This is a genomic window from Paenibacillus sp. 01T442, assembly GCF_056398345.1.
Window position 1 is genome coordinate 1 of record NZ_JBFTPF010000015.1, and the last position, 20053, is coordinate 20053.

Consider the following 20053-nt stretch of genomic DNA (forward strand, 5'->3'; position numbering starts at 1 on the left):
CCCATGAGGTCAAATGACCACAAGGGACGGCTTCTTAAACTACACTATTTACAAGCCTTTCGCTTTCAAGAAAGCTTGCCATTGCTTCGTTGTTTCCGCATCAATCTTGTCTTGACCAGCCGCTTTCAGCTTGTCGATGTATTTCTGCAGTTGATCGGCAGGATCTACTGCACCGGTTTCAAGCGCAACTTGGAACTCGTTATCCACGGCAGTCACATTGGCAACCTCAGATTTGATGGTGTCTCTATTGACATCGAAGCCATAGGAAGCCGGAACCATGGCGCTTTCGTTCAATTTAATCGTTTTGTCCCATACATCTGGTGTCTGTGCACCTTTCAAGAACGCGTTAAATTGGTTCCCGAACACCCAATCCACATTCGGCGCATAACCGGAATCCTTGATCGGTTCAATATATTTGTCATCCTTTTTCGTATAGTGCTTGCCTTCTAACCCATTCGAAATCAGATTATATAACACTTTATCTGTGTTAAGAAGGTTTATGAACATGAGGGCGCGTTCTGGGTTTTTGGAGGTTTTGCTAATCACCTGCATAGCGCTCGCAACCCCCGTAAAGTAGGAATCCGAAATCGGCACATACACAACAGAGTTGCCGCCATTATTCGCCATTTCATCCACTTCGCCGCCTGGCTTCGTCGTAAACTCAAGGCTTACCGCCACTTTCCCCTTCTTCTTGAGATCTGTAATGTTTTTGAGCAGCGGTGCATCCTCGTTGATATAGCCAGCTAAAGACCATTTATGCATCGTCGTGAAGAAGTCCTTCTTATTTTGCAACTGCTGAATTTTCGTGATGGACGTGTACGTTTTATCATCCTTCTTGTAAGCAACCGCAAGACCATCTGCGGCGACCAGATTCGGGTCTGTATAGAGGCCCCATGAATTCTGAGCCATCCCGAAAGGAATAACATCCTTTTCATTGTCCTTAACCGTTTTCAGGAAAGGCTCGAGGTCTTTATACGTCTTAATTGAATTAACATCCAATTTATATTTATCCACGAATTGCTTTTGAATGACGAGACTTTTCGTCTTGGCTGCGATTTGATAAACCGGGAAGCCGTACACTTTGCCATCCGTCGCTTTCATATCCGGCCAGAATTTGTCGGGAATGTTCTTCCGGGCTGCGGCCGCATTTTTGCTAATCATCGCATCGGTCAGCTCCAAGAGCGCACCCTTATCAATGTTCGGCTGATAGCTGAGCAGCCAATATTTCGAGCCCCAAGCCACATCGAAGGCTTCACCGGAGGCCATAATGGTGTTCAATTTCGGATCGTATTCATCAAAAGAAAGTGGCTTAAGGTCTACTGTGGCATTGATTTTACTCTTCACATATTTATTGACTTCCTCATTCACGAGAGCCTGATCTTTACCTGGCGGATTACTTGGATAATAAAACGTTAGAATGGCGCTTCTTTACTTCCATCGTGATCATCATTGCCGGTTGTCGCTACATACAATTGGGTTGATACTAGCATGAGCTTACTCCTTTGCACATCATAATATCCTTATTTATGACTAGGAGCTTGTCGGTATACCATTTTCATTCACTAGGAGCCTGGTTTAAAGGATAAGCCCTTCGCAGCTAGTTCTTCTCGAATCAAATCTCTCGCTTTGGGGCCCATGCCATGCAGCTTCATAAGCTCCGTCTCGGTGATTTGGGTGAAGTCGTGGAGCTTCGTAATACCTGCTCCTGCTAACGCTCGCCTCGCTGGAGCCGCTACACCTTTGGGGAGTACCAACTGGTCTTCCACTTGCTTATTCGTTGACATGGTCTATACCTCCTTCTTTCGTCCAGCCAAAAAAGTACGCATGACTTGCTCTGCCTTCTGCGCTAAAAGCTCAGGTGTGCGAATCATCGCCTCCTGAAGTGTCATCGGACCGCTCACAATACTGTGAATACTCGTCATACCATATTCATATAGCTTCTCAATCCCATACCCGATGGATCCAGATAAAACAATAACAGGTACACCAAGCTTTGAAGCCGCCTGCGCTATCCCCATCGGCGCCTTGCCGGAGGCGGTCTGAGCGTCCGTCTGCCCTTCGCCGGTGATGACAAGATGGGCATCCTGCATATGCTCATTTAACTTGGTCATCTCGATGACCACGTCGATACCTCGCTGCGTGCTTGCAGGGAAGAACGCTTGAAACGCACCGCCAAGCCCACCCGCGGCGCCAGCTCCAGGGAGATGATGCACCGCAATCCCCGTATGCGCTAGCATCAAATTGGCAAAGTTGGTGAGTGCTGCATCAAGGGCTTCAACCATCTCGGGTGTCGCACCTTTCTGCGGTCCAAAGACATGCGATGCCCCTTGCGGACCAATAAATGGATTCGTGACATCTGAAGCAATGGTAAACCGCGATTCACGGATAGCGCGCTCATCCCACTTTGAGGCATCAATTTGTGTAAGGTGAGAAAGGGCTTGTCCCCCTGCTCCAATCTCACGCCCTTCCGCGTCTAGGAGAAGTAAGCCTAAGGCTTGAAGCATGCCGCTTCCACCATCATTCGTTGCACTGCCGCCGAGCGCAAGAATGAAGGAACGGTAACCATGATCGAGTGCATGGCGAATTAATTGACCCGTGCCGTAGGTTGTCGCCAGCATCGGGTTTCGGTTTTCCTCTGGAATTAGCACAAGACCGGAAGCTGACGCCATTTCAATCACACACGTAATGCCGTCTCCTAGGACGCCATATGAAGCCATTACCTCATCTTGCAGCGGACCTCGCACGGGAACAGTGATCTTACTACCCTGTGTGGCCTGCACAAGGCTATCTACGGTCCCTTCCCCTCCATCTGCCATCGGGATGAGGACGGTTTCTGCGTCTGGCATAGCCCGCAGAATCCCCTCACTTATCGCCTTGGCCACTTCTTCTGAGCTAAGACTGCCTTTAAAAGAGTCAGGTGCAATCACGATTTTCATTAGTCAACCTCCAGGTCGAACAGCTCACGCTTATTTATCTATTAATTTATACAACGCTTGGGTGCCACTTTCCTCTTCACCCATTGCGGCTAATTGTTCATAAAGTGATTTGGCAAGAGTTAAACCTGGTAGCTCTACTTTCATTTCTTCGGCCGATTGCAAAGCAATCTTCATATCCTTAATAAAATGTTTCACATAGAAACCTGGCGCAAAATTATCAGCAATCATTCGCGGCCCCAAATTACTTAAAGACCAGCTGCCCGCGGCACCTGTTTCAATGCTTTGCAGCACCGTTGTCGGATTAAGCCCCGCTTTCTTCGCATAAACAAGCGCTTCAACAACACCCATCATGTTGCTTGCAATCGCAATTTGATTGCACATCTTCGTGTGTTGCCCTGCTCCCGCTTCACCTTGATGGACGATATTCGTGCCGATTTTTTGGAAAATAGGCAGCATCTGCTCGTACACGTCGCGAGCACCGCCAACCATAATGGACAAGCGTGCTTCTCTTGCCCCAATATCTCCACCAGAAACAGGTGCATCCAAGGCGAATAGTTGTCGCGTCAGCGCTTCATCATAAATCCGTTTGGCAAGTGAGGGGCTCGACGTCGTCAAATCGATTAGGAAGCTACCTGGCTCTGCCTGGGTAAGGATGCCATCGTGCCCAAAATAGATGTCTTCGACATCCTTTGGAAATCCAACCATCGTCATAATCACCTGACACTTCTGTGCTAATGCGCCAGGCGTGTCCTGCCAATTTGCCCCCATTTCCAATAACTCCTGTGCCTTTGCTTTTGTACGTGTGTACACATGAACTTCATATCCCGCGTGAATAAAATGTCCTGCCATGCTTTTACCCATCACGCCTGTGCCAATGAGTCCTATGATTGGTTTTGCTGTATCTGATGTCATCTGTATGTCCACCTTTCCCAGGTATCTAGTAGTCGATTATATCTCCATTTAAACTTATCACCCTCTTCCTTTCTGGTCAAACGTGATACGGCAACAATATTTGTGCGTTAACGTTCGGTGGACGGCGGAGTAGCAGACCTTGCGCACAATTTTTGTGCGCTGGCGTGCGACGGGCTTCGGCACTGACGACCTTGCGCACGATATTTGTGCGCTGGCGTGCGACGGGCTTCGGCGCTGACGACCTTGCGCACAATTTTTGTGCGCTGGCGTGCGACGGGCTTCGGCGCTGACGACCTTGCGCACTATTTTTGTGCGCTAGCTTGCGACGGACTTCAGCGCAGACGTCCTAGCGCACAATTTTTGTGCGCTGGCGTGAGACGGACGACGGCGCTAACTACCTTGCGCACAATTTTTGTGCGCTAGCGTGCGATCGGCGACGGAGTAGTAGACCTTGCGCACAATATTTGTGCGCTAGCGGGCAACGGAGGCAGTGCTACCGCCTTTGCACACAATATTTGTGCGCTAGATTGCGACGGACTTCAGCGCAGACGTCCTAGCGCACAATTTTTGTGCGCTATCGAAGCCATTCAAGAATGAACAACAGCTCCTCGCCCCCATAAACAAGGGAACTGCCTCGCTTTCACCAAAACAAAAAGCCGTTCCACAGGTGAAACCACCCATGGAACGGCTTTTCTCAACGACTAAATACCTTGGAAAGTGAACGCATACGCATACGTTCGGTTCGCGAATAACGTAAACTCGGGATGCGTTCTTGCTCCCCAGCTATCGTCTCCACCAACGCCCATCTGCTTGTAATTCACACGAACCACAACTTTATCACTCGCAGGTAGTTTATAAGGGTGATCGTGCGCTTCCAACTCGGATGGCGAGTACGGCAACGCATTAAGCTCAACGGTTGGCAAGCCCGCAATTCGGAGTCCGCGTCCAGCCGCATTCGTTAGGGTCGCCCAGCGAACATCGGTCTTATTGCCGCACTCTTGTGGACGCAAGTATGGAACGAATTGCTCTTCGACAGTTCCGTTATGAAGTGCAAGCTTTGCACCGACATTACGATCCCAGTGATTTTCGTACGGCCCGCGGCCGTACCAGGTTAAGTTCTCGAAAGCAGCATCTAGTTCGAACATGACGCCTACTTCAGGAATTTCTGGCAGTTTGTCACCCGGCGTTAATTGCATCCCAACTTCAACTTCCCCACTTGCAGACACGGTGTAAACCAGCTGAACTTCGGAAGCAGGTTTTGTCGCCAATTCATAACGTACACGAACCTCAGCACGTCCAGCATCCAATACTTTCGCGTCCAGTGAAAGGAGTTTACGTCCGCTGCCCGCTTCCTGCCATGGTGCGCAACGAATGTGGTGCTGGTTCCCGCGATCGTTATCCGTATAGGCACGCCAGAAGTTAGGTACTGGCCCACTTTGGAATAACTCGCCCCCGTCAAACTGATAGGAAGTAATATCGCCAGTACCTGCGTCAACTTGGAGTGCAAAACGCTCCCCTTGCAAGCTGATACGCTCTGCAGTGAACACGACTTGAACAGCAGTCTCCGTAGATAGCGCAGCCGCGGATTCTTTTTCCACTTCCCAGTTGCGTGCTTGGGATGCTGCATTCACTGCAGAAAGAATAAACTGCTCCCATGCGATTTCATGTCCCTTAGCTGCCCATAACGTATCGTCTCGCAGTACCAAACTCAGTGTTAACACGAATTCATCGTTCGGGAAAAGACGCTCAACACCGTCAAGCTTTAGCTCAACCACAGTCGTTTCACCTGGTGCAACCGAGTAAGATCCAGTGAACGGTTGGCTTTCGACAACCCCATTGCGTGCAATCGTCCAAGTCCAATCAAATTCATTCAAGTTTGTGAACAAGAATTGATTGGTTACCTTGATTTGCCCCTTAGCCGCAACAACCGCTTCGAACTTCACATTCTGGTAGCACTTCTTCACTTCGTGCAGCTTCGGTGACACCGAACGATCAGCGAAGATCAAGCCATTGCCACAGAAGTTGCCATCATTAGGCGCGTCGCCAAAATCGCCGCCATACGCTTGATAAGTAACGCCATCAGGCGTCGTTGTACGAATGGATTGATCGATCCAATCCCAAATGAATCCACCTTGTAAGACTGGGTATTGATCAAACAGCTCCCAATATTTAAATAGGTTACCGCAAGAGTTCCCCATCGCGTGACTATATTCACAAAGGATAAACGGCTTTTTCGGCTTATTTTTGGCGTATTCTTCAATCTTTTCAATTTTGGAATACATATGACTTTCGATATCTGACGCACGATCTGATGGACGCCAGTGGAAAACACCTTCGTAATGAACCACACGGGAAGGATCGGATTCACGCAAGAAATCATGCATTTTTAAGAAATTGTCCCCGCCTGAGGACTCATTGCCAAGTGACCAGATCACGATGGAAGGATGATTCTTGTCTCTTTGCAGCATCGAGTTCGCTCGATCCAGTACAGCACCTGTCCATTCAAGTCGGCTTCCTGGCACCGATTCACCCAATTCCTCCTGCCCATACGTCCAGGAACCATGCGTTTCAAGATTCGTTTCATCAATGACATACAAACCGTATTGATCACAAAGCTCATACCATATCGGATTGTTCGGGTAATGCGAAGTCCGTACAGCGTTGATATTATATTGTTTCATGAGCAAAATATCGGCAAGCATACTTTCCGCATCGACGGAACGCCCGCGATCACGGTCAAATTCATGGCGATTCACACCTTTGAAGACAATGACTTCGCCGTTGATTTTCATCAAACCATCTTCAATTTCAAACTTGCGGAAACCAACTTTACAGCTTTCTGTCTCTAGAAGCGTTCCTTCTTCATTCCATAAACGAAGAACGAGCGTGTACAGATATGGATTCTCAGCACTCCATTTGGCAGGTCGATCCATAGGCGCGGAGAATTCCACCGCTTGGCTCGCCATGTCACTCGTTTGAATGCCTACTCGAAGCGGCTCTCCCCATAGGGCTTGCTGCTCACCATCGTATAGCATCGCTTCCACATGATGGACACCTTGACTCTTCCCGTCATAGTTAGTGATCGTCGCTTGAATGTGCAGCTCAGCATCCTCGCAAGCCGCATCCAGATTCGTATTTACTTTGAAATCAGCAATATGTGCTGTTGGTGTCGAGTACAAATACACATCACGGAAAATCCCGCTCAAACGCCAGAAATCCTGATCTTCTAACCAGCTTGCATCGCTCCAACGATATACTTCAACAGCTAGCTTGTTCTCACCCTCAACCAAATAAGGCGTGATATCAAAATCCGCTGGTGTAAACGAATCTTGGCTAAAACCAACCAAATCACCGTTCACCCATACATAGAAGGCCGACTCCACACCTTGAAAACTCACATACACAGGCTGACTGTTCCAACCCTCGGGGATCGAAAAACTACGCACATAAGAGCCAACAGGGTTATACTTTACCGGGGCAAATGGAGGCTTAAGATCCTCATGGCCGACCCATGGATAAATAATATTCGTATACTGCGGGAAATCAAAACCTTGCAGTTGCCAATGTGACGGCACAGGCATATCCGCCCAATTGCTGGTGTCAAAGTCTTTTTTATAGAAATCATGTGGACGTCCTTCTGCATTTTCGGCAAAATGGAATTTCCATGTGCCATTTAAGTTTTGATAAAATTGCGATGCTTCCCGTACGCCAGCCAGCGCTTCTGCTTCCGTATGATAAGGCATGAGGGTCGCATGTGCTTCCAAGCGATTCAATTGATATATTTGCGGATTGTTATTCCATTCGGGGTAACCGTTTTCAGGAGCTGTGTATACAAATTTATTCGCCATGGGTGAAATTCCTCACTTTACGTTATTGGATAACAATTTAGCTTACCCCCTTATTGTACAAGACAATTATTTCTTTTAAAATATAAGAAACAACGCGTGATATATTAAAAAATGAAAGAGATGGTTGTTCCTTGGCGATTGATTATAGAAAGTTTTTTGTTATTACTGAAACCGACCGCAAACTCCCTCTCATTCTCGAAACGATCGGATATGAGCGCGAGCAGCAATTTTATGTACGTGAAGAAGGCTACCCTTGTTTTCATTGGCTGCAAACGATTTCCGGCAGTGGCGAAATTATTCTAGACAGCGGCCCCGTCAAACTGAGTGAACGGCAAGGCATGCTGCTCGCTGGCGGCGTCCCTCATGCCTATCAAGTCCCAGACACCCCTTGGTCGACTTGGTATTTAACCTTCGATGGTGCATTAGCTGCCTCTATTGTGCATGCTTTGGAAATCCCGCTTTCTACCCCAATTAGCTGGGGGGCCGACACACCGCTTGCTAGTATTCATGAGTATTACTATCATAAATACCGCGATAGCCACGACTTCACCGGCACTAACGGCTCCGTAGAAATCTATCAATTCCTGACGCTGCTGAAGAAGCACGGCATTATCAACAAGAGCGCCTCCTTCTCGCAAAGTCATGAACGGCTTCTGCCGCTGCTGCTCGAGTTGGAGCATAGCTTCGGCGCTGCGCACGTCGGACTTAGCTGGATGGCGACTCAGCTCGGTGTCTCTGCGCAGCATGTGAATACGTTATTTCGCCGCGCATTCGGACTCTCTCCATATCAATACCTGCTCCAGATGCGCCTGCAGAAGTCCAAAGAAATGCTGATCGCACAGCCTGATCTAACAGTCAAACAAATCGCAGAAGCCACGGGCTTTCTCGATGCATCGCATTTCATTTCGACCTTCCGTAAAGCCGTTGGGCAAACGCCGGATGTATTCAGGCAGCCGTATTTGAAGTGAACGTGAATCTTCCACGCAAAAAAACCGCCGCGGCGGTTTTTCAAAACATCTATAAATTAGTGATTTGGAACGAATTCACTATGCGTTTCGAGCAGCTTTTGGACGAAACTCTCAAAGTCTCGTAAATTCGACGAAAATTTGAAATCGGTTACACCCGTATGGAAATCAATAACCGTTAGAGCAACTCGATTAAGGGGGTACTCGGGAATGGGGTCAGAGGCAAGTGAAATATTTTTGAACGGATAGATGGATGTTTCACCATAGAAACGAAGCACTGTTAAATGATCATCTCGTAACTCCAACGAAATCTGCTGTTCCGAATCCGTGAAACTCTTCAATGTACTCATCATAAATCAATCCTCCTCTTGTCCTTTATTTTACTCTTTCTTTGGAAGATTAAGAAGCCCAATTTGTAAATATTTGTTGGTAATCCTAGCGTCATTAGAAGTTACTAGATGCAAAAAACCTCGCCACTGGCGAGGTTTCCATACCTATTTATATTTTTGAATAAAAGCTATCGCGCTTGCAATATCTTTCTCTGGCTGAGCGCCAACTTCACGCTCGATTGTCAGGTAGCCCTTGTAGCCAATTTCTTGCAACGCTTGGAAGTAACGTCCGAAATCTACATGACCTTCGCCTAAGGCCAACTCGCGGTAAGTATCTCCAGATGTCGCCGCCTCAGCGATGTTCTCGTGTGACATCGGCTTATAACCTAGTGAACCGTATACTTCACGCGGATCAGCTTGACGAAGTCGAATACCGTCCTTCACATGCGTATGAACGATATAATCCTTCAACGTGTAGACACCTTGAACCGGATCATCACCTGTTACCATCACCATATTCGCTGGATCAAAGTTAACCGAAACACCTTTGGTAGATAGGTTGTCTAGGAAGCTTTTCAAATGTGCCGAAGGTTCTGGCCCTGTTTCTACTGCGAAATAGGCACCTAAGCTGCTCGCATACACACCCAGCTCTTCACATGCTTGCAGCATCGTTTGATAAATAGGATCGTTCCGATCCTCGGGTACAACACCGATATGCGTCGTTACCACGTTCGACCCTAGTTCAACAGCAAGATCAAGAATGCGCTTGGATTTCTCAATTTTCGCGGCATTTACGGTCTGATCTTGGAAGCCATGTCCACCTAGATCGCCGCAAAGGGCTGAGATTTGAAGATCCAATGACGCGATGTAGTCGCGTAATTCCTTACGTGCTCCCGGCGTTAAGTTCGTAGGATCCATCTCGCCAGAAACCGCATATATTTGGACGCCATCTGCCCCTAATTCTTTCGACTTCTTTAATCCGTCCCGTAGGCCAAGTCGCAAACTATCTACCATAATACCGATTGGATTGCTGATCATATCTTAAACACTCCTTAAAGTTTTTCGCTAGAAAAACTGGCATCGTAAGCATAAGCTATCGCGAGCTTAGCGTTAGTTAATTTCGTCCCAAATTCTTCGGATATTTTGTAATCCGATCAATGTGCCTCGCTTACACTCTTCCATCCCCTCAAATTCCAGGGATATGTATCCATCGTAGCCTGAGCTTTTGACCACACGTAGAATTTCAGGAATATTCAAATCACCTTGCGCCACAATCGCTCCGCGCAAATAAGTGCCATACGTTGACTTGAACCAGCCTTCTCCCGGATTCTGATTGGAAGGACGAATGTAGAAATCCTTCACATGGACAATAGAAGCATAAGGAAGATTATTCGTCACAGCGGCAACAGAATCCTCGTCCACACATACAAAATTACCAACATCCAAAGTTGTCCGGAAATTCGCACGATCAACAGCATGAATCAGGGCTTGAACACGTTCACTATGCTGTACGAAGAAACCGTGATTCTCTACGCTCGTAACAATCCCAAATTGGTTCGCATAATCAGCAATTTGACGACATGCTTCTGCTAAGCGATCCAAATTGGCGTTGAAATTACGAATGGAGAGATCCTCACTTCGAGCAACATCGTGCCGCATTTTGGTAACACCTAATCTGGCAGCAAGATCAACCTCGCCCTTCACACGCTCGATTTCCTGCTGATACTCTTCCTCCGTCTCAGTAAGGAAATTAGCGCCGATGGCATAATTGGAAATATCAATACCTCGAGCCTGAGCCCTCTCACGAATCGCATCCGCAAGCGCAAAGTTACCCGGTAAATCATACCCCAATGGGACAATCTCGACATGTTCACCTCCCTGATCCGCAATCCAATCGATGACGTCCATGATGGACATTTCGCCAGACTTTAATGCCTGATACAGGCTATATGTGCTAACACCTAACTTCATATGCGCTCCTCCTATGCTCCGATTCGTTCGGACTATAATCTGATTTCTTGACCCTTCGCTGCAGATTCATAAATGCCGCATAGGATTTTCATTATTTCTAGACCATCTTCAACCGGACTAATCGGTGTTTCACCAGTTTGGCAGCAAGATACGAAATGATTGATTTCATTTTGAAAAGCACTGTTGATATCGATCGATTTGTTATTGATTTGAGGCGTTACATTCGTAATCGTATCCAAAATCTCCGTTACGAACACGATTTCAGGCTCAAGCTCAACGCCGCCTTTGTCGCCATACAATTTGACAGCGATTTCATCCTTCTTAGCATGCAAAGTGAAACTTACATCCACCATGAGGGAAGCCCCATTTTCAAAACGAATCAATACATTCGCCAAATCCTCAACCGTGTTGCGTTCCGCATCATAATCCGCTGCTTGATAGAAAGATAGGTTCTTCACATTCTTCCGATTGCCCAGCTTGTTATACGTATGCCCACTTACCGCAACTGGTTTCGGCTTGCCCATCAAGTACCAACATACATCAATCACATGTACACCAATATCGATCAGCGGCCCGCCGCCAGAGCGCTCAACGTCCGAGAACCAACCGCCTGGATTACCTAATCGACGAAGGCAAGAAGCTTTGGCATAATAAATCTCACCTAGTTGACCATTATCTATAAAATGCTTCACAAGCTGAGCATTCGTATCATATCTTCGCACAAATCCAACTTGAAGAATCTTCCCTGTTTCACGAACCGCATCTTGAATACGTTGCGCTTCTTCTACTGTTTTACATAATGGCTTCTCTACCAAAACATGCTTGCCAGCATGAAGAGCAGCAATACTGATCTCGGCATGCGTATTGTTCCAAGTACAAATACTCACTGCGTCAATCTCCGGGTTCGCCAAAAGCTCGTTATAATCGGTATAAATGTTAGCAATGTCATATTTCTCCGCTTTCGCGGCAGCTCGTTCACGATTAAGGTCACAGACAGCGACAATGACAGCATCCTCGGATTTCGTATAAGAAGCAAAGTGCAAATCTGAAATTGAACCTGCACCGATAACACCAATTCTCAACTTGTTTATGCTCATTGCACATTCCAGCCTCCCTTTAAATAACTACTACTTAAAGTTAACATGCTTTGGACATAGCGAGAATACCTAAGATAAGCAGCTCCATGGACTATATGTTCAAAATGACCCCGAAGATTCATCACTGTTCGCTTACGGTATTAGCAAAATTTTGCCTATACTCTGTCTACTCTCAAGTAATCGATGCGCCTCGGCGCCATCCTTGAGGGAGAACGACGTCAGCGTATCCATCTTCAGGCTCCCCTCACGCAGTGCTCCAAACAAATCATGAGCCCGCTTAATCCGATTATCCAAGCTGGTCACGTGATTCCAGAGGTCGCCGCCGGTTAACGTTTTGGAGGTATCCATTAGCATTCTTGGATCCACAGGTGCTGGGTCTCCACCTGCCATACCATAGAAAACGACGGTTCCCTTGATTCGGACTGCGGCAAAGCTGCCCATTAAGGTGGAGCCTACCGAATCATACGCTACTCGGACACCTTCTTTGTCATGGGACGACTGTAACACTTCCTGGACCCAATCCGTGGTATATAGAATGACTTCGTCTGCTCCAGCGCCTAGCGCGACTTGCTTTTTGGCTTCGGATGAGGTGAGTCCGATCACCTTTGCCCCTTTCTTTTTGCACAATTGGATCAAAAGTTGACCCACACCGCCTGCTGCGGCATGGATCAGAACTTCATCTCCAGCCTGGACGGGATAACTGTCGTTCGCCAAATAATGTGCAGTCATGCCTTGCAAAAGCAGGCCCGCCGCATGTTCAAACGAGATATCCGCGGGTAACGGAATCGCCCGATCAATAGGAACGGCAACTAGCTCCGCATTAGCAAAGGGCACATCGGCAAACGCAATCCGGTCCCCAATTTGAATATGCTGGATGTGCTCAGGCACGCTTTCAACGATCCCTGAACCTTCATACCCAAGAATATATGGCGGATTCCCAGCCAAATGATAATTCCCTTTGCGACGATAGACGTCCGCGAAATTAAGACCTATCGCTTTCGTCCTAACCAGAAGTTGTTCGCTATCTACGATCGGGTCAGGAATCTCTTTATATTGGAGAACTTCGGGACCTCCGAATTGTTCGAAAATTAATGCTTTCATAAGTGACCTCCCACGCTTAATTAACCGTTGTTATTTTAACATAACTGATAGCAGAACCAAAAAAAGTGCCTCCAACCGCTCTACAGCGAATGGAGACACTCGAAATTAATGAGCTATAAAAGCATGGTGAGAAGGCAATTCCATATAAGGCATGGGTTTATTGATGTAATAGCCCTGAATACCCCAGCACTGCATGTCAGCAAGCATATGGAAATGATCACTCGTTTCAATGCCTTCTGCAACAACTAGTAGATTCAATGCTTTCGCCATGGCAAGAATAGCTGCGATCAATGGTACATTGCCATCTGCGATGAAAATACGGTCGATCTTCAGCTTGTCAATCGGCAGCTGCGTCAGCATACTTAGCGATGAATATCCTGTTCCAAAATCATCCAATGCGACGGTAAAGCCTGCATTCCGCAGCTTACCCAGAATGAGTTGTACTTCTTGCAACGAGTGCAAAGTCGTACTTTCTGTAATTTCAAGTTCCATGGCGGTTGGGTTTACACCCTCTTCTTGCAAAATTTGCAAGACTTGAGCAACAAAATTCAATTCATTGAGTTGGATGCGTGAGATATTGACAGATATTTTGAACAAAGGACCATAAATATCCTTCAGCTGATGCCAATCCTTGCAGGCTTGACGAATAACCCAATAGCCGATCGGTACGATAAGTCCTGTTTTCTCCGCAATCGGAATAAAATCTCCTGGCTGTTTGTGCCCGCCATTCTCGCTATGCCATCTGAGGAGCGCTTCCGCACCAATCGCCATTTCTGAGGCTGGATTATAAATAAGCTGATAATGCAAATACAGTTCGTTCTTATCCATCGCTTGCGAAAGGGCTAACTCATGGATGAAATTTTCGACATGATCGTATCTAGAAGAGGCTTCGTACAAATGATAGCGTTTGCGACCTGTTCCTTTCGCTGTGTACAAAGCAATATCAGCTTGCTTTAGCAGATCTTGAATCGTTTCATCCTGTTTTCGCTCAGCAATCCCAATACTCACTGTCACTTTCACTGCATGTTCATCGACGCGGAAGGGTTCATGGAAAAGCCCGCTCAACTGCTCTGCCGTCTCTTCAATTCGAGTGTAGGGTACGGAATCCACGACTACGAATTCATCACCACCTAAGCGAATAAGTGAATAACGGCTATCACCGAATACCTCAATCAGCCGACATGCGACTTCAACAAGTACTGAGTCTCCAGCCTGATGGCCGAAGGTATCATTAATATTTTTGAAATTATCCAAATCCATTAAATAAATCGTCGGCGGCTCCAATATATGCTCGAGTAAATATCTGCGATTGAACAGATTAGAGAGATCATCTTGGTAAGCATAATTGTACAGAATGTTCTCATGCTGTTTGCGCACTGTAATATCTCGAGTCACTGAAAAAATAAAGCTAGCATTTCCATGCGCATCCAATATAGGCGTTAAAATGCTCTCGCCACTTAAAGTACCATTAGGTAATTTGACGCCATCCTCGTATCGAATCGTCCGCCGTTCATCGATTACTCTGGCATATTTTTCATATAAATAATCTGCCATTTGGCTCGAATTCGATTCAAAAAAAGTAGTTCCCATCTGATCCATCGTGATTCCACTAAATTTCGTCGCGGCATTGTTAACGTAATAATACGTAATCTCCGCACCCGTCACTTTCATAATGTAAATAGAGTCTTCAATATCATCCAGCATCATTTGCAGTAAATTCAAATCCAATGTTGTCGTTGCAGGAATTGTCATCCGTAGGACTCCTTTATCCGAATAACCTAAGCTTTTCGACCGTGATGGGCCTATTGTACTATCTATTCGACATAATTCTTTCGTATCCTTCCTAAGTAGTTCTACATTCACCATTCTAGTTACAAAACGTTATGAATAGTTAACACCAAAGCGACATAGAAAGTTACCACCAAAACAATCGTTTTGTGCTAATCATAATCGTTTTACCTCCTTATTCGAACGTGCTGCGAGGCTTACAATTGTCTTATGCAAGTATTTATAAGCTAGCAAATACGGGAGGTTACACGCATGATAACAAAAGGGAATCCATTCTCACTTAGTCAATATGTTAATGAAGGCTATAGCGGGCCTATGCAGGGACTAACGCTTGAAGAATCCGATATGTACTATAATCGTTTCTTTGAGGTCATCGAACAGAATAAATATGAACCCGGTCCTACCAAAATGAATCTGTCAGCCTGGCAACAGCGGCATCATTGGGCCTATACGCTAGCTACACATCCAAGTATCGTTAACGCGATGAAACAGATTCTTGGAGATGACTTAGTGTTGTGGGCCATGCATTTTTGGTACAAAGAACCTAATAATGATACATTCATCCCTTGGCATCAGGACATCAATTATTGGCCGATGGAGCCTGCGATCAATGCAACCGCCTGGGTGAGCTTAGGATGGTCGATTCGTGAAAATGGTTGTCTTCGCGTGATTCCTGGCACACACAAGTCGATCGTCGAGCATGTTTCAACTGGAACTGATCAAAGTGCGTTCGAGCAAGGATTGCCAGCGGAGTCGATTGATGAATCGTTAGCGATAGACCTTGAGATGTCTCCAGGTCAGATTGCCTTTTTCAATGAAGCTACCTTCCATGGTTCTGAAAATAACAAATCGAATATACCGCGAGTAGCCTTCTCGGTTCGCTATACGACGCCTGAGGTCAAGTTCAAAATCGATGAGTGGGGCGGCGATACCTCGCGTATCCGTACCTTCCTTGTAAACGGTGAGGATCGTTTGAACCGAAACGAAGATATTAAGGGTATCGTACCTCAGGATTAGATAGGAAATCGTTGCCACCTCTGCATCCAGGCATGATAGAATAATAAGAGCAGACGAGATCCGGGGTGCGGAGGGAAAAGCATTGAATTCTTTTCAGATGATGATTGAGGCGTTGGAGATTCGATTTCTACATATTACTCAGTATCAACTTGATTATCGTTGGCAGGCCAAGGAGCGCAAATTACGGCACTGTGTGATGTGGTTTGTGCATAAGGGAAGCTTCCAACTTGCGATTGATCAAGCTTCCATGCGGTGCAATGAAGGCCAAATCATCATTTTGCCAGCCCATAGCTCAATTAGTTTTCATGCCATTTCGGATGAATTATTGCTAACAAGCATTAACTTCGATGCCGAAATCTCCTTAGTTAGCAACCGAAGCTGGGTGCAGCTTCTGAATCTTCCAAATATTTTTGAAGACAAGGCCAACAAGATTGAGCGGATTGTCCACGAAATGCTTATTCCTGAGAATGAGGTGACAGCTTATGCTCATCTTCTACAGCAGTCATCCTTGCTTCGAATTTTGTATGAGCTTCTGCGCACAGAAAATATAGCGGTGTCCAACTCCAGTTACTCACACTTGGACAAGCGTATCCATACCATCATCCATTTTCTTCACGCGCATCCGCAACAGTTGCCTGAAATAAAGGAGTTAGCTGAGCTTGTTCAGCTGAGTGATTCTCATTTGCGCAAATTGTTCATCAAACAAACTGGACAGGCTCCGCTCCATTTCGTGCACAGCATCAAAATTGAACAAGCCAAAAAGCTTCTCGCGACTAGCGTGAAGCCCATTTCTCAAATTTCTTATGAACTTGGCATCGAGAATTCAAACTATTTCTCTCGCATGTTCAAAATCAAAACCAGCTTAACCCCGCTGCAGTATCGGCAGCAATTTAGTCTGTGGTTGAACGATTAGGATGGACTAAAACCTACAGCTAATTCGGGCTGTTTTCTGCATATGCAACTGATACCCGATAAATAGCTGTAGGTTTTCCAACTAGAATGAACTTTATCTACTCCAGCTCCAACGTAACCCGTATACTCACCTGATCTCCCACCTCAGCCGCAGATAGATCAATTAAGTAGACAAGCTCTGTCCCGCCCTCGTGATTCTGGTGTTCAACGGATTGAATCGAAGCCTTCAACTGTTTCGCATCAAAGCGCATTAGTTGTTGTTGACCTAAACCAAGCTCCAATCGAATCTCACCTTCCTGCACGATAACTGGTTTGTGCTGTGTAACGAAACGTTCTGTTACTGAAGCGCCTGACTCACGGAAGTCAAATGAATCCAAGATCGTCAGCTTGCCTTGCCGTTTATCAAACTCGAAGCTTCGCTCAAAGTTCTCAAGTGTTGGCACTGCGTAGGCATGACTGAGTTCAAGCTTGAACTTGTCACTTGCATCCGTACATTCCGCAGCTAGTACCTGTGCACGATGCTGGATGCCCGCTTCCTGGTGTCTGCCGTTGATGATTGGCACACTATGACCCGCCGAACTGTTACAAAGGATCGCGTACCGCTCCTCACCAAAATATTGTTTGGTATATAGGCCCGCTCCCAAATCTTCAAACCATCTGACCCCATCCACGATCCATATGAAGTGTCCGATGTCATTGTGATTATGGGGCTCATCGTTATGTCCGCCTTTAGCTGCAAAGCTAACCAGCTTGCTGCCTACCTTCGCCCTGCTCACCATCCATTGTGCTTCTGGCAAGAAATCCGTTTGCAGCGGCATTTCTTCACGTTCTCGAAGCAGATCTTCATTCAACCACACCACGTTGCGTACGGCGCTAGCGAAGCGACCACAATGATCAATCGTTGCTGGCTGGTTGTCCAATGTTGGAATCCGAATCTCGTCAAATTGTTCGCACAAACGGCTGAAGATACCAATTTGAATGCCATTGTTCCGTGAGCAGTCAGAGAAATTGGCAATATGGTTGCCTTGCAGGAAACAGCTTTGTGGGAATTGAGCCACTCTGCGAGCCTTGGCACTCCATTGAAGAATGTCCACTTTACCACCTGTACGCTGCTTCAGAAGTTCACTGAAATACACGTAATAGCCGAAACCATAATACCAGTAACCCAAGCCTTCCAAGCAGGCGCCTTCTTCCGAAAACCCCTCAAGAAAGCAATCCATCGATGCGATCACTCGTGCAATGACAGGCATCAGTGTTTTCGAATCCTGAATGAGGTAAATGGCCGTCATACCGATATTTCCCGCACAAACAGCCGACCAATTGATATCGCACGTTTCCCACCAATAAGCTCTCTTGAGTGACACATAAGGCTCAAGAACCCGCTCCATAATTTCACGTTGCACCCTTCTTACCACGAGACCATTTAACTTAGCTTGGAACATATGGCAAGTCTCACTTAGCGCATGGGCCGTTTCTGAAGCAAATAAATCAATATGCTTATATTCTTCTCCTTCTACAGCAGCATCATGATTCATCAGATGAGCAGGCAGACACCACGTATATTCATCACAAATAGCCCAAATTGTATCTTCCAAAGCGGGCAGATAAGGTTCAACGCCATCCTTCAGCGCCGCTACCACCAAAGCCGCTAACCGTCGACGACGATCGAAATAGAGCGCTTCGAATTCAATTCGTGTTCCTTTGGATCGAAACAAATCCCACTCTCTAAAGGGTAATGCTGCGATTGGCTTGCTCCCGAACTCCTTGGTCAGCGGTGAAATCTCCTTATAGACAGAAGTAAGTAAAGGACTCTCCGTATGCCTTATTGGTGTTGTGGCCACTTGCAAAGCTTCGTGAAACAAACTGCCTTGATCGCTTTCAGCTTCTAGCAAAGCATCTAATAGATATCGACTATTCATCGTTCTACCTCCCTATGCACATACGATTTCGTTTACCTTTAAATATAACCGCTACCGATTTCAACAAACTAGTTATTATCTTTACCTCTATACGTCAAAAATTGAGCTCTTCTCTATTATGAAAAAAAGCCTCACGCAACAAGCGGAAGCTTCCTTCTCCAAACCATATGTATTACTCTGCTGCCCCGACTGCCTTTAGCCATGCATTGGCAATTAATGCATGCCCAGCAGGGGATGGATGTACCCCATCCGGTGCCCAGAAAGCGCTGTCAGCTTGTGTTGACGCTTGTGCAAATAACCCATCCAAACATAATAAACGCGCGCCGAATTCTCTTGCTAATTCACGCACAGCGGTAATCTTCGGATCCAAATCTTCTCTCCATAGCTTGCGATCTTCCGGCACGGGTAGTACAAAAGGCTCGATAAGAAGCAATTTCGCTCCTGTGCTGGCTGTTTGATCCAACAGTTGACGATATCCCTCTTTGAACTTTTCGGTCGAGGTCCCATTATTGCTATCAAATCTGCGCCACGTATCATTGATGCCAATATAAATCGAAACGAGATTAGGTTTCAAGTCCAAACAATCTTCTTGCCACCGCCCCTGAAGATCAGGCACACGATTGCCAGATATTCCGCGGTTTAAGAATTTAACTTGTTTCTCTGGATATTTCGCTGAAAATTGAGCAGCTGTCATAAGTGCGTAGCCTTTGCCTAAATCATTGCCATTCTCACGAACACGTCCGGCATCTGTAATACTATCCCCTTGAAATAGTACGATATCTCCTTGCTCCAACCATACTGCCATTCGAACGAATCCTCCTTTGATTTACCACTTTTGCTTCTTCTTACTTACTAATAATTTCCTCACAAATTATACCATGTCCTTGGAAGCGAGTGTACAACTAATATCAACGAAAGATGTGATGCATTTTACGTATATGCGTTTAAAATAATGACAAATTTGGACAAACGTGTGTGAACTTAACCTCATTTATTATAAATGTCTTAACGAACCTGAAGCATTCGCTCAAAAACAAAAAAAACCGAGATGCACACCCGTAAGTGTGAACTCGGTCAAGCTAGTTATGCGATCGTTCGGAGAAAAAGCAATTGATAATAGGTATTCAACAGTTCATCCAACTCGATAGAAAGTTTCAATACCGTTTCAGACAATAGGCCGTATGTTTGACTAGCAAGATTCAGTTCATTGCGTAATGTCTCAATCTTCTCTTCCAACTCATAACGATATCCCATATTG

Annotated in this window: 17 protein-coding genes; 3 read left to right on the plus strand and 14 right to left on the minus strand. The window is 46.2% G+C overall.

The features are described 5' to 3' along the window. Window positions 1–48: 48 nt before the first annotated feature. From AC1DLM_RS15010 to lacZ, 5 genes are all read right to left on the minus strand, one after another. The gene (locus AC1DLM_RS15010) at window positions 49–1344 is read right to left on the minus strand and encodes an ABC transporter substrate-binding protein (RefSeq protein WP_477570405.1); all 1296 of its coding nucleotides are present in this window, start codon (window positions 1342–1344) and stop codon (window positions 49–51) included. A 218-nt stretch (window positions 1345–1562) separates the two neighbouring features. Continuing rightward, window positions 1563–1784, minus strand: a complete 222-nt coding sequence (locus AC1DLM_RS15015; RefSeq protein ID WP_441986942.1) for a helix-hairpin-helix domain-containing protein — start codon at window positions 1782–1784, stop codon at window positions 1563–1565. Between the two features lie 3 nt (window positions 1785–1787). Further along, entirely contained in the window at window positions 1788–2936 is a 1149-nt protein-coding gene (locus tag AC1DLM_RS15020) for a glycerate kinase (protein ID WP_441986943.1), read from the minus strand. A gap of 30 nt (window positions 2937–2966) precedes the next feature. Further along, window positions 2967–3848: an NAD(P)-dependent oxidoreductase gene (locus AC1DLM_RS15025; RefSeq protein WP_441986944.1), complete on the minus strand. Its 882-nt coding sequence runs from the start codon at window positions 3846–3848 to the stop codon at window positions 2967–2969. Between the two features lie 701 nt (window positions 3849–4549). Then, window positions 4550–7696, minus strand: coding sequence for a beta-galactosidase, LacZ type (gene lacZ, locus AC1DLM_RS15030; RefSeq protein WP_441986945.1), 3147 nt, complete (start codon window positions 7694–7696; stop codon window positions 4550–4552). 131 nt (window positions 7697–7827) lie between these two features. On the opposite strand from lacZ, the gene AC1DLM_RS15035 reads away from it, so the two are divergent. After that, on the plus strand, window positions 7828–8664 hold the full coding sequence (locus AC1DLM_RS15035; protein ID WP_441986946.1) for an AraC family transcriptional regulator: 837 nt from the start codon (window positions 7828–7830) through the stop codon (window positions 8662–8664). Between the two features lie 56 nt (window positions 8665–8720). Here AC1DLM_RS15035 and AC1DLM_RS15040 read toward each other — a convergent pair whose 3' ends face one another. The 6 genes from AC1DLM_RS15040 to AC1DLM_RS15065 all read right to left on the minus strand — a co-directional run bounded on the left by AC1DLM_RS15040 (window position 8721) and on the right by AC1DLM_RS15065 (window position 14911). Further along, window positions 8721–9014, minus strand: a complete 294-nt coding sequence (locus AC1DLM_RS15040) for a hypothetical protein (RefSeq protein ID WP_441986947.1) — start codon at window positions 9012–9014, stop codon at window positions 8721–8723. Between the two features lie 141 nt (window positions 9015–9155). Continuing rightward, a complete protein-coding gene (locus AC1DLM_RS15045; protein WP_441986948.1) occupies window positions 9156–10028 on the minus strand; it encodes a sugar phosphate isomerase/epimerase family protein in 873 nt (290 codons plus the stop codon). Between the two features lie 72 nt (window positions 10029–10100). After that, window positions 10101–10961 (minus strand): sugar phosphate isomerase/epimerase family protein, encoded by an 861-nt coding sequence (locus AC1DLM_RS15050; protein WP_441986949.1) that lies wholly within the window; start codon window positions 10959–10961, stop codon window positions 10101–10103. Between the two features lie 32 nt (window positions 10962–10993). Next, entirely contained in the window at window positions 10994–12058 is a 1065-nt protein-coding gene (locus AC1DLM_RS15055; RefSeq protein ID WP_216626054.1) for a Gfo/Idh/MocA family protein, read from the minus strand. A gap of 132 nt (window positions 12059–12190) precedes the next feature. Then, a complete protein-coding gene (locus tag AC1DLM_RS15060; RefSeq protein WP_477570406.1) occupies window positions 12191–13159 on the minus strand; it encodes a quinone oxidoreductase family protein in 969 nt (322 codons plus the stop codon). 105 nt (window positions 13160–13264) lie between these two features. After that, window positions 13265–14911: a putative bifunctional diguanylate cyclase/phosphodiesterase gene (locus tag AC1DLM_RS15065; protein ID WP_477570407.1), complete on the minus strand. Its 1647-nt coding sequence runs from the start codon at window positions 14909–14911 to the stop codon at window positions 13265–13267. Between the two features lie 288 nt (window positions 14912–15199). Here AC1DLM_RS15065 and AC1DLM_RS15070 point away from each other — a divergent pair, with 288 nt between their 5' ends. Continuing rightward, window positions 15200–15964 (plus strand): phytanoyl-CoA dioxygenase family protein, encoded by a 765-nt coding sequence (locus AC1DLM_RS15070; RefSeq protein WP_441986952.1) that lies wholly within the window; start codon window positions 15200–15202, stop codon window positions 15962–15964. 82 nt (window positions 15965–16046) lie between these two features. Continuing rightward, window positions 16047–16877, plus strand: a complete 831-nt coding sequence (locus AC1DLM_RS15075; RefSeq protein ID WP_441986953.1) for a helix-turn-helix domain-containing protein — start codon at window positions 16047–16049, stop codon at window positions 16875–16877. A gap of 97 nt (window positions 16878–16974) precedes the next feature. Here AC1DLM_RS15075 and AC1DLM_RS15080 read toward each other — a convergent pair whose 3' ends face one another. The 3 genes from AC1DLM_RS15080 to AC1DLM_RS15090 form a co-directional block, all read right to left on the minus strand. After that, complete coding sequence (locus tag AC1DLM_RS15080) at window positions 16975–18795, minus strand: heparinase II/III domain-containing protein (RefSeq protein ID WP_477570408.1); 1821 nt, start codon at window positions 18793–18795, stop codon at window positions 16975–16977. 172 nt (window positions 18796–18967) lie between these two features. Next, entirely contained in the window at window positions 18968–19600 is a 633-nt protein-coding gene (locus tag AC1DLM_RS15085; protein ID WP_477570409.1) for an SGNH/GDSL hydrolase family protein, read from the minus strand. A 278-nt stretch (window positions 19601–19878) separates the two neighbouring features. Continuing rightward, on the minus strand, window positions 19879–20049 hold the full coding sequence (locus tag AC1DLM_RS15090) for a Spo0E family sporulation regulatory protein-aspartic acid phosphatase (protein WP_441986956.1): 171 nt from the start codon (window positions 20047–20049) through the stop codon (window positions 19879–19881). Between the last annotated feature and the right edge of the window lie 4 nt (window positions 20050–20053).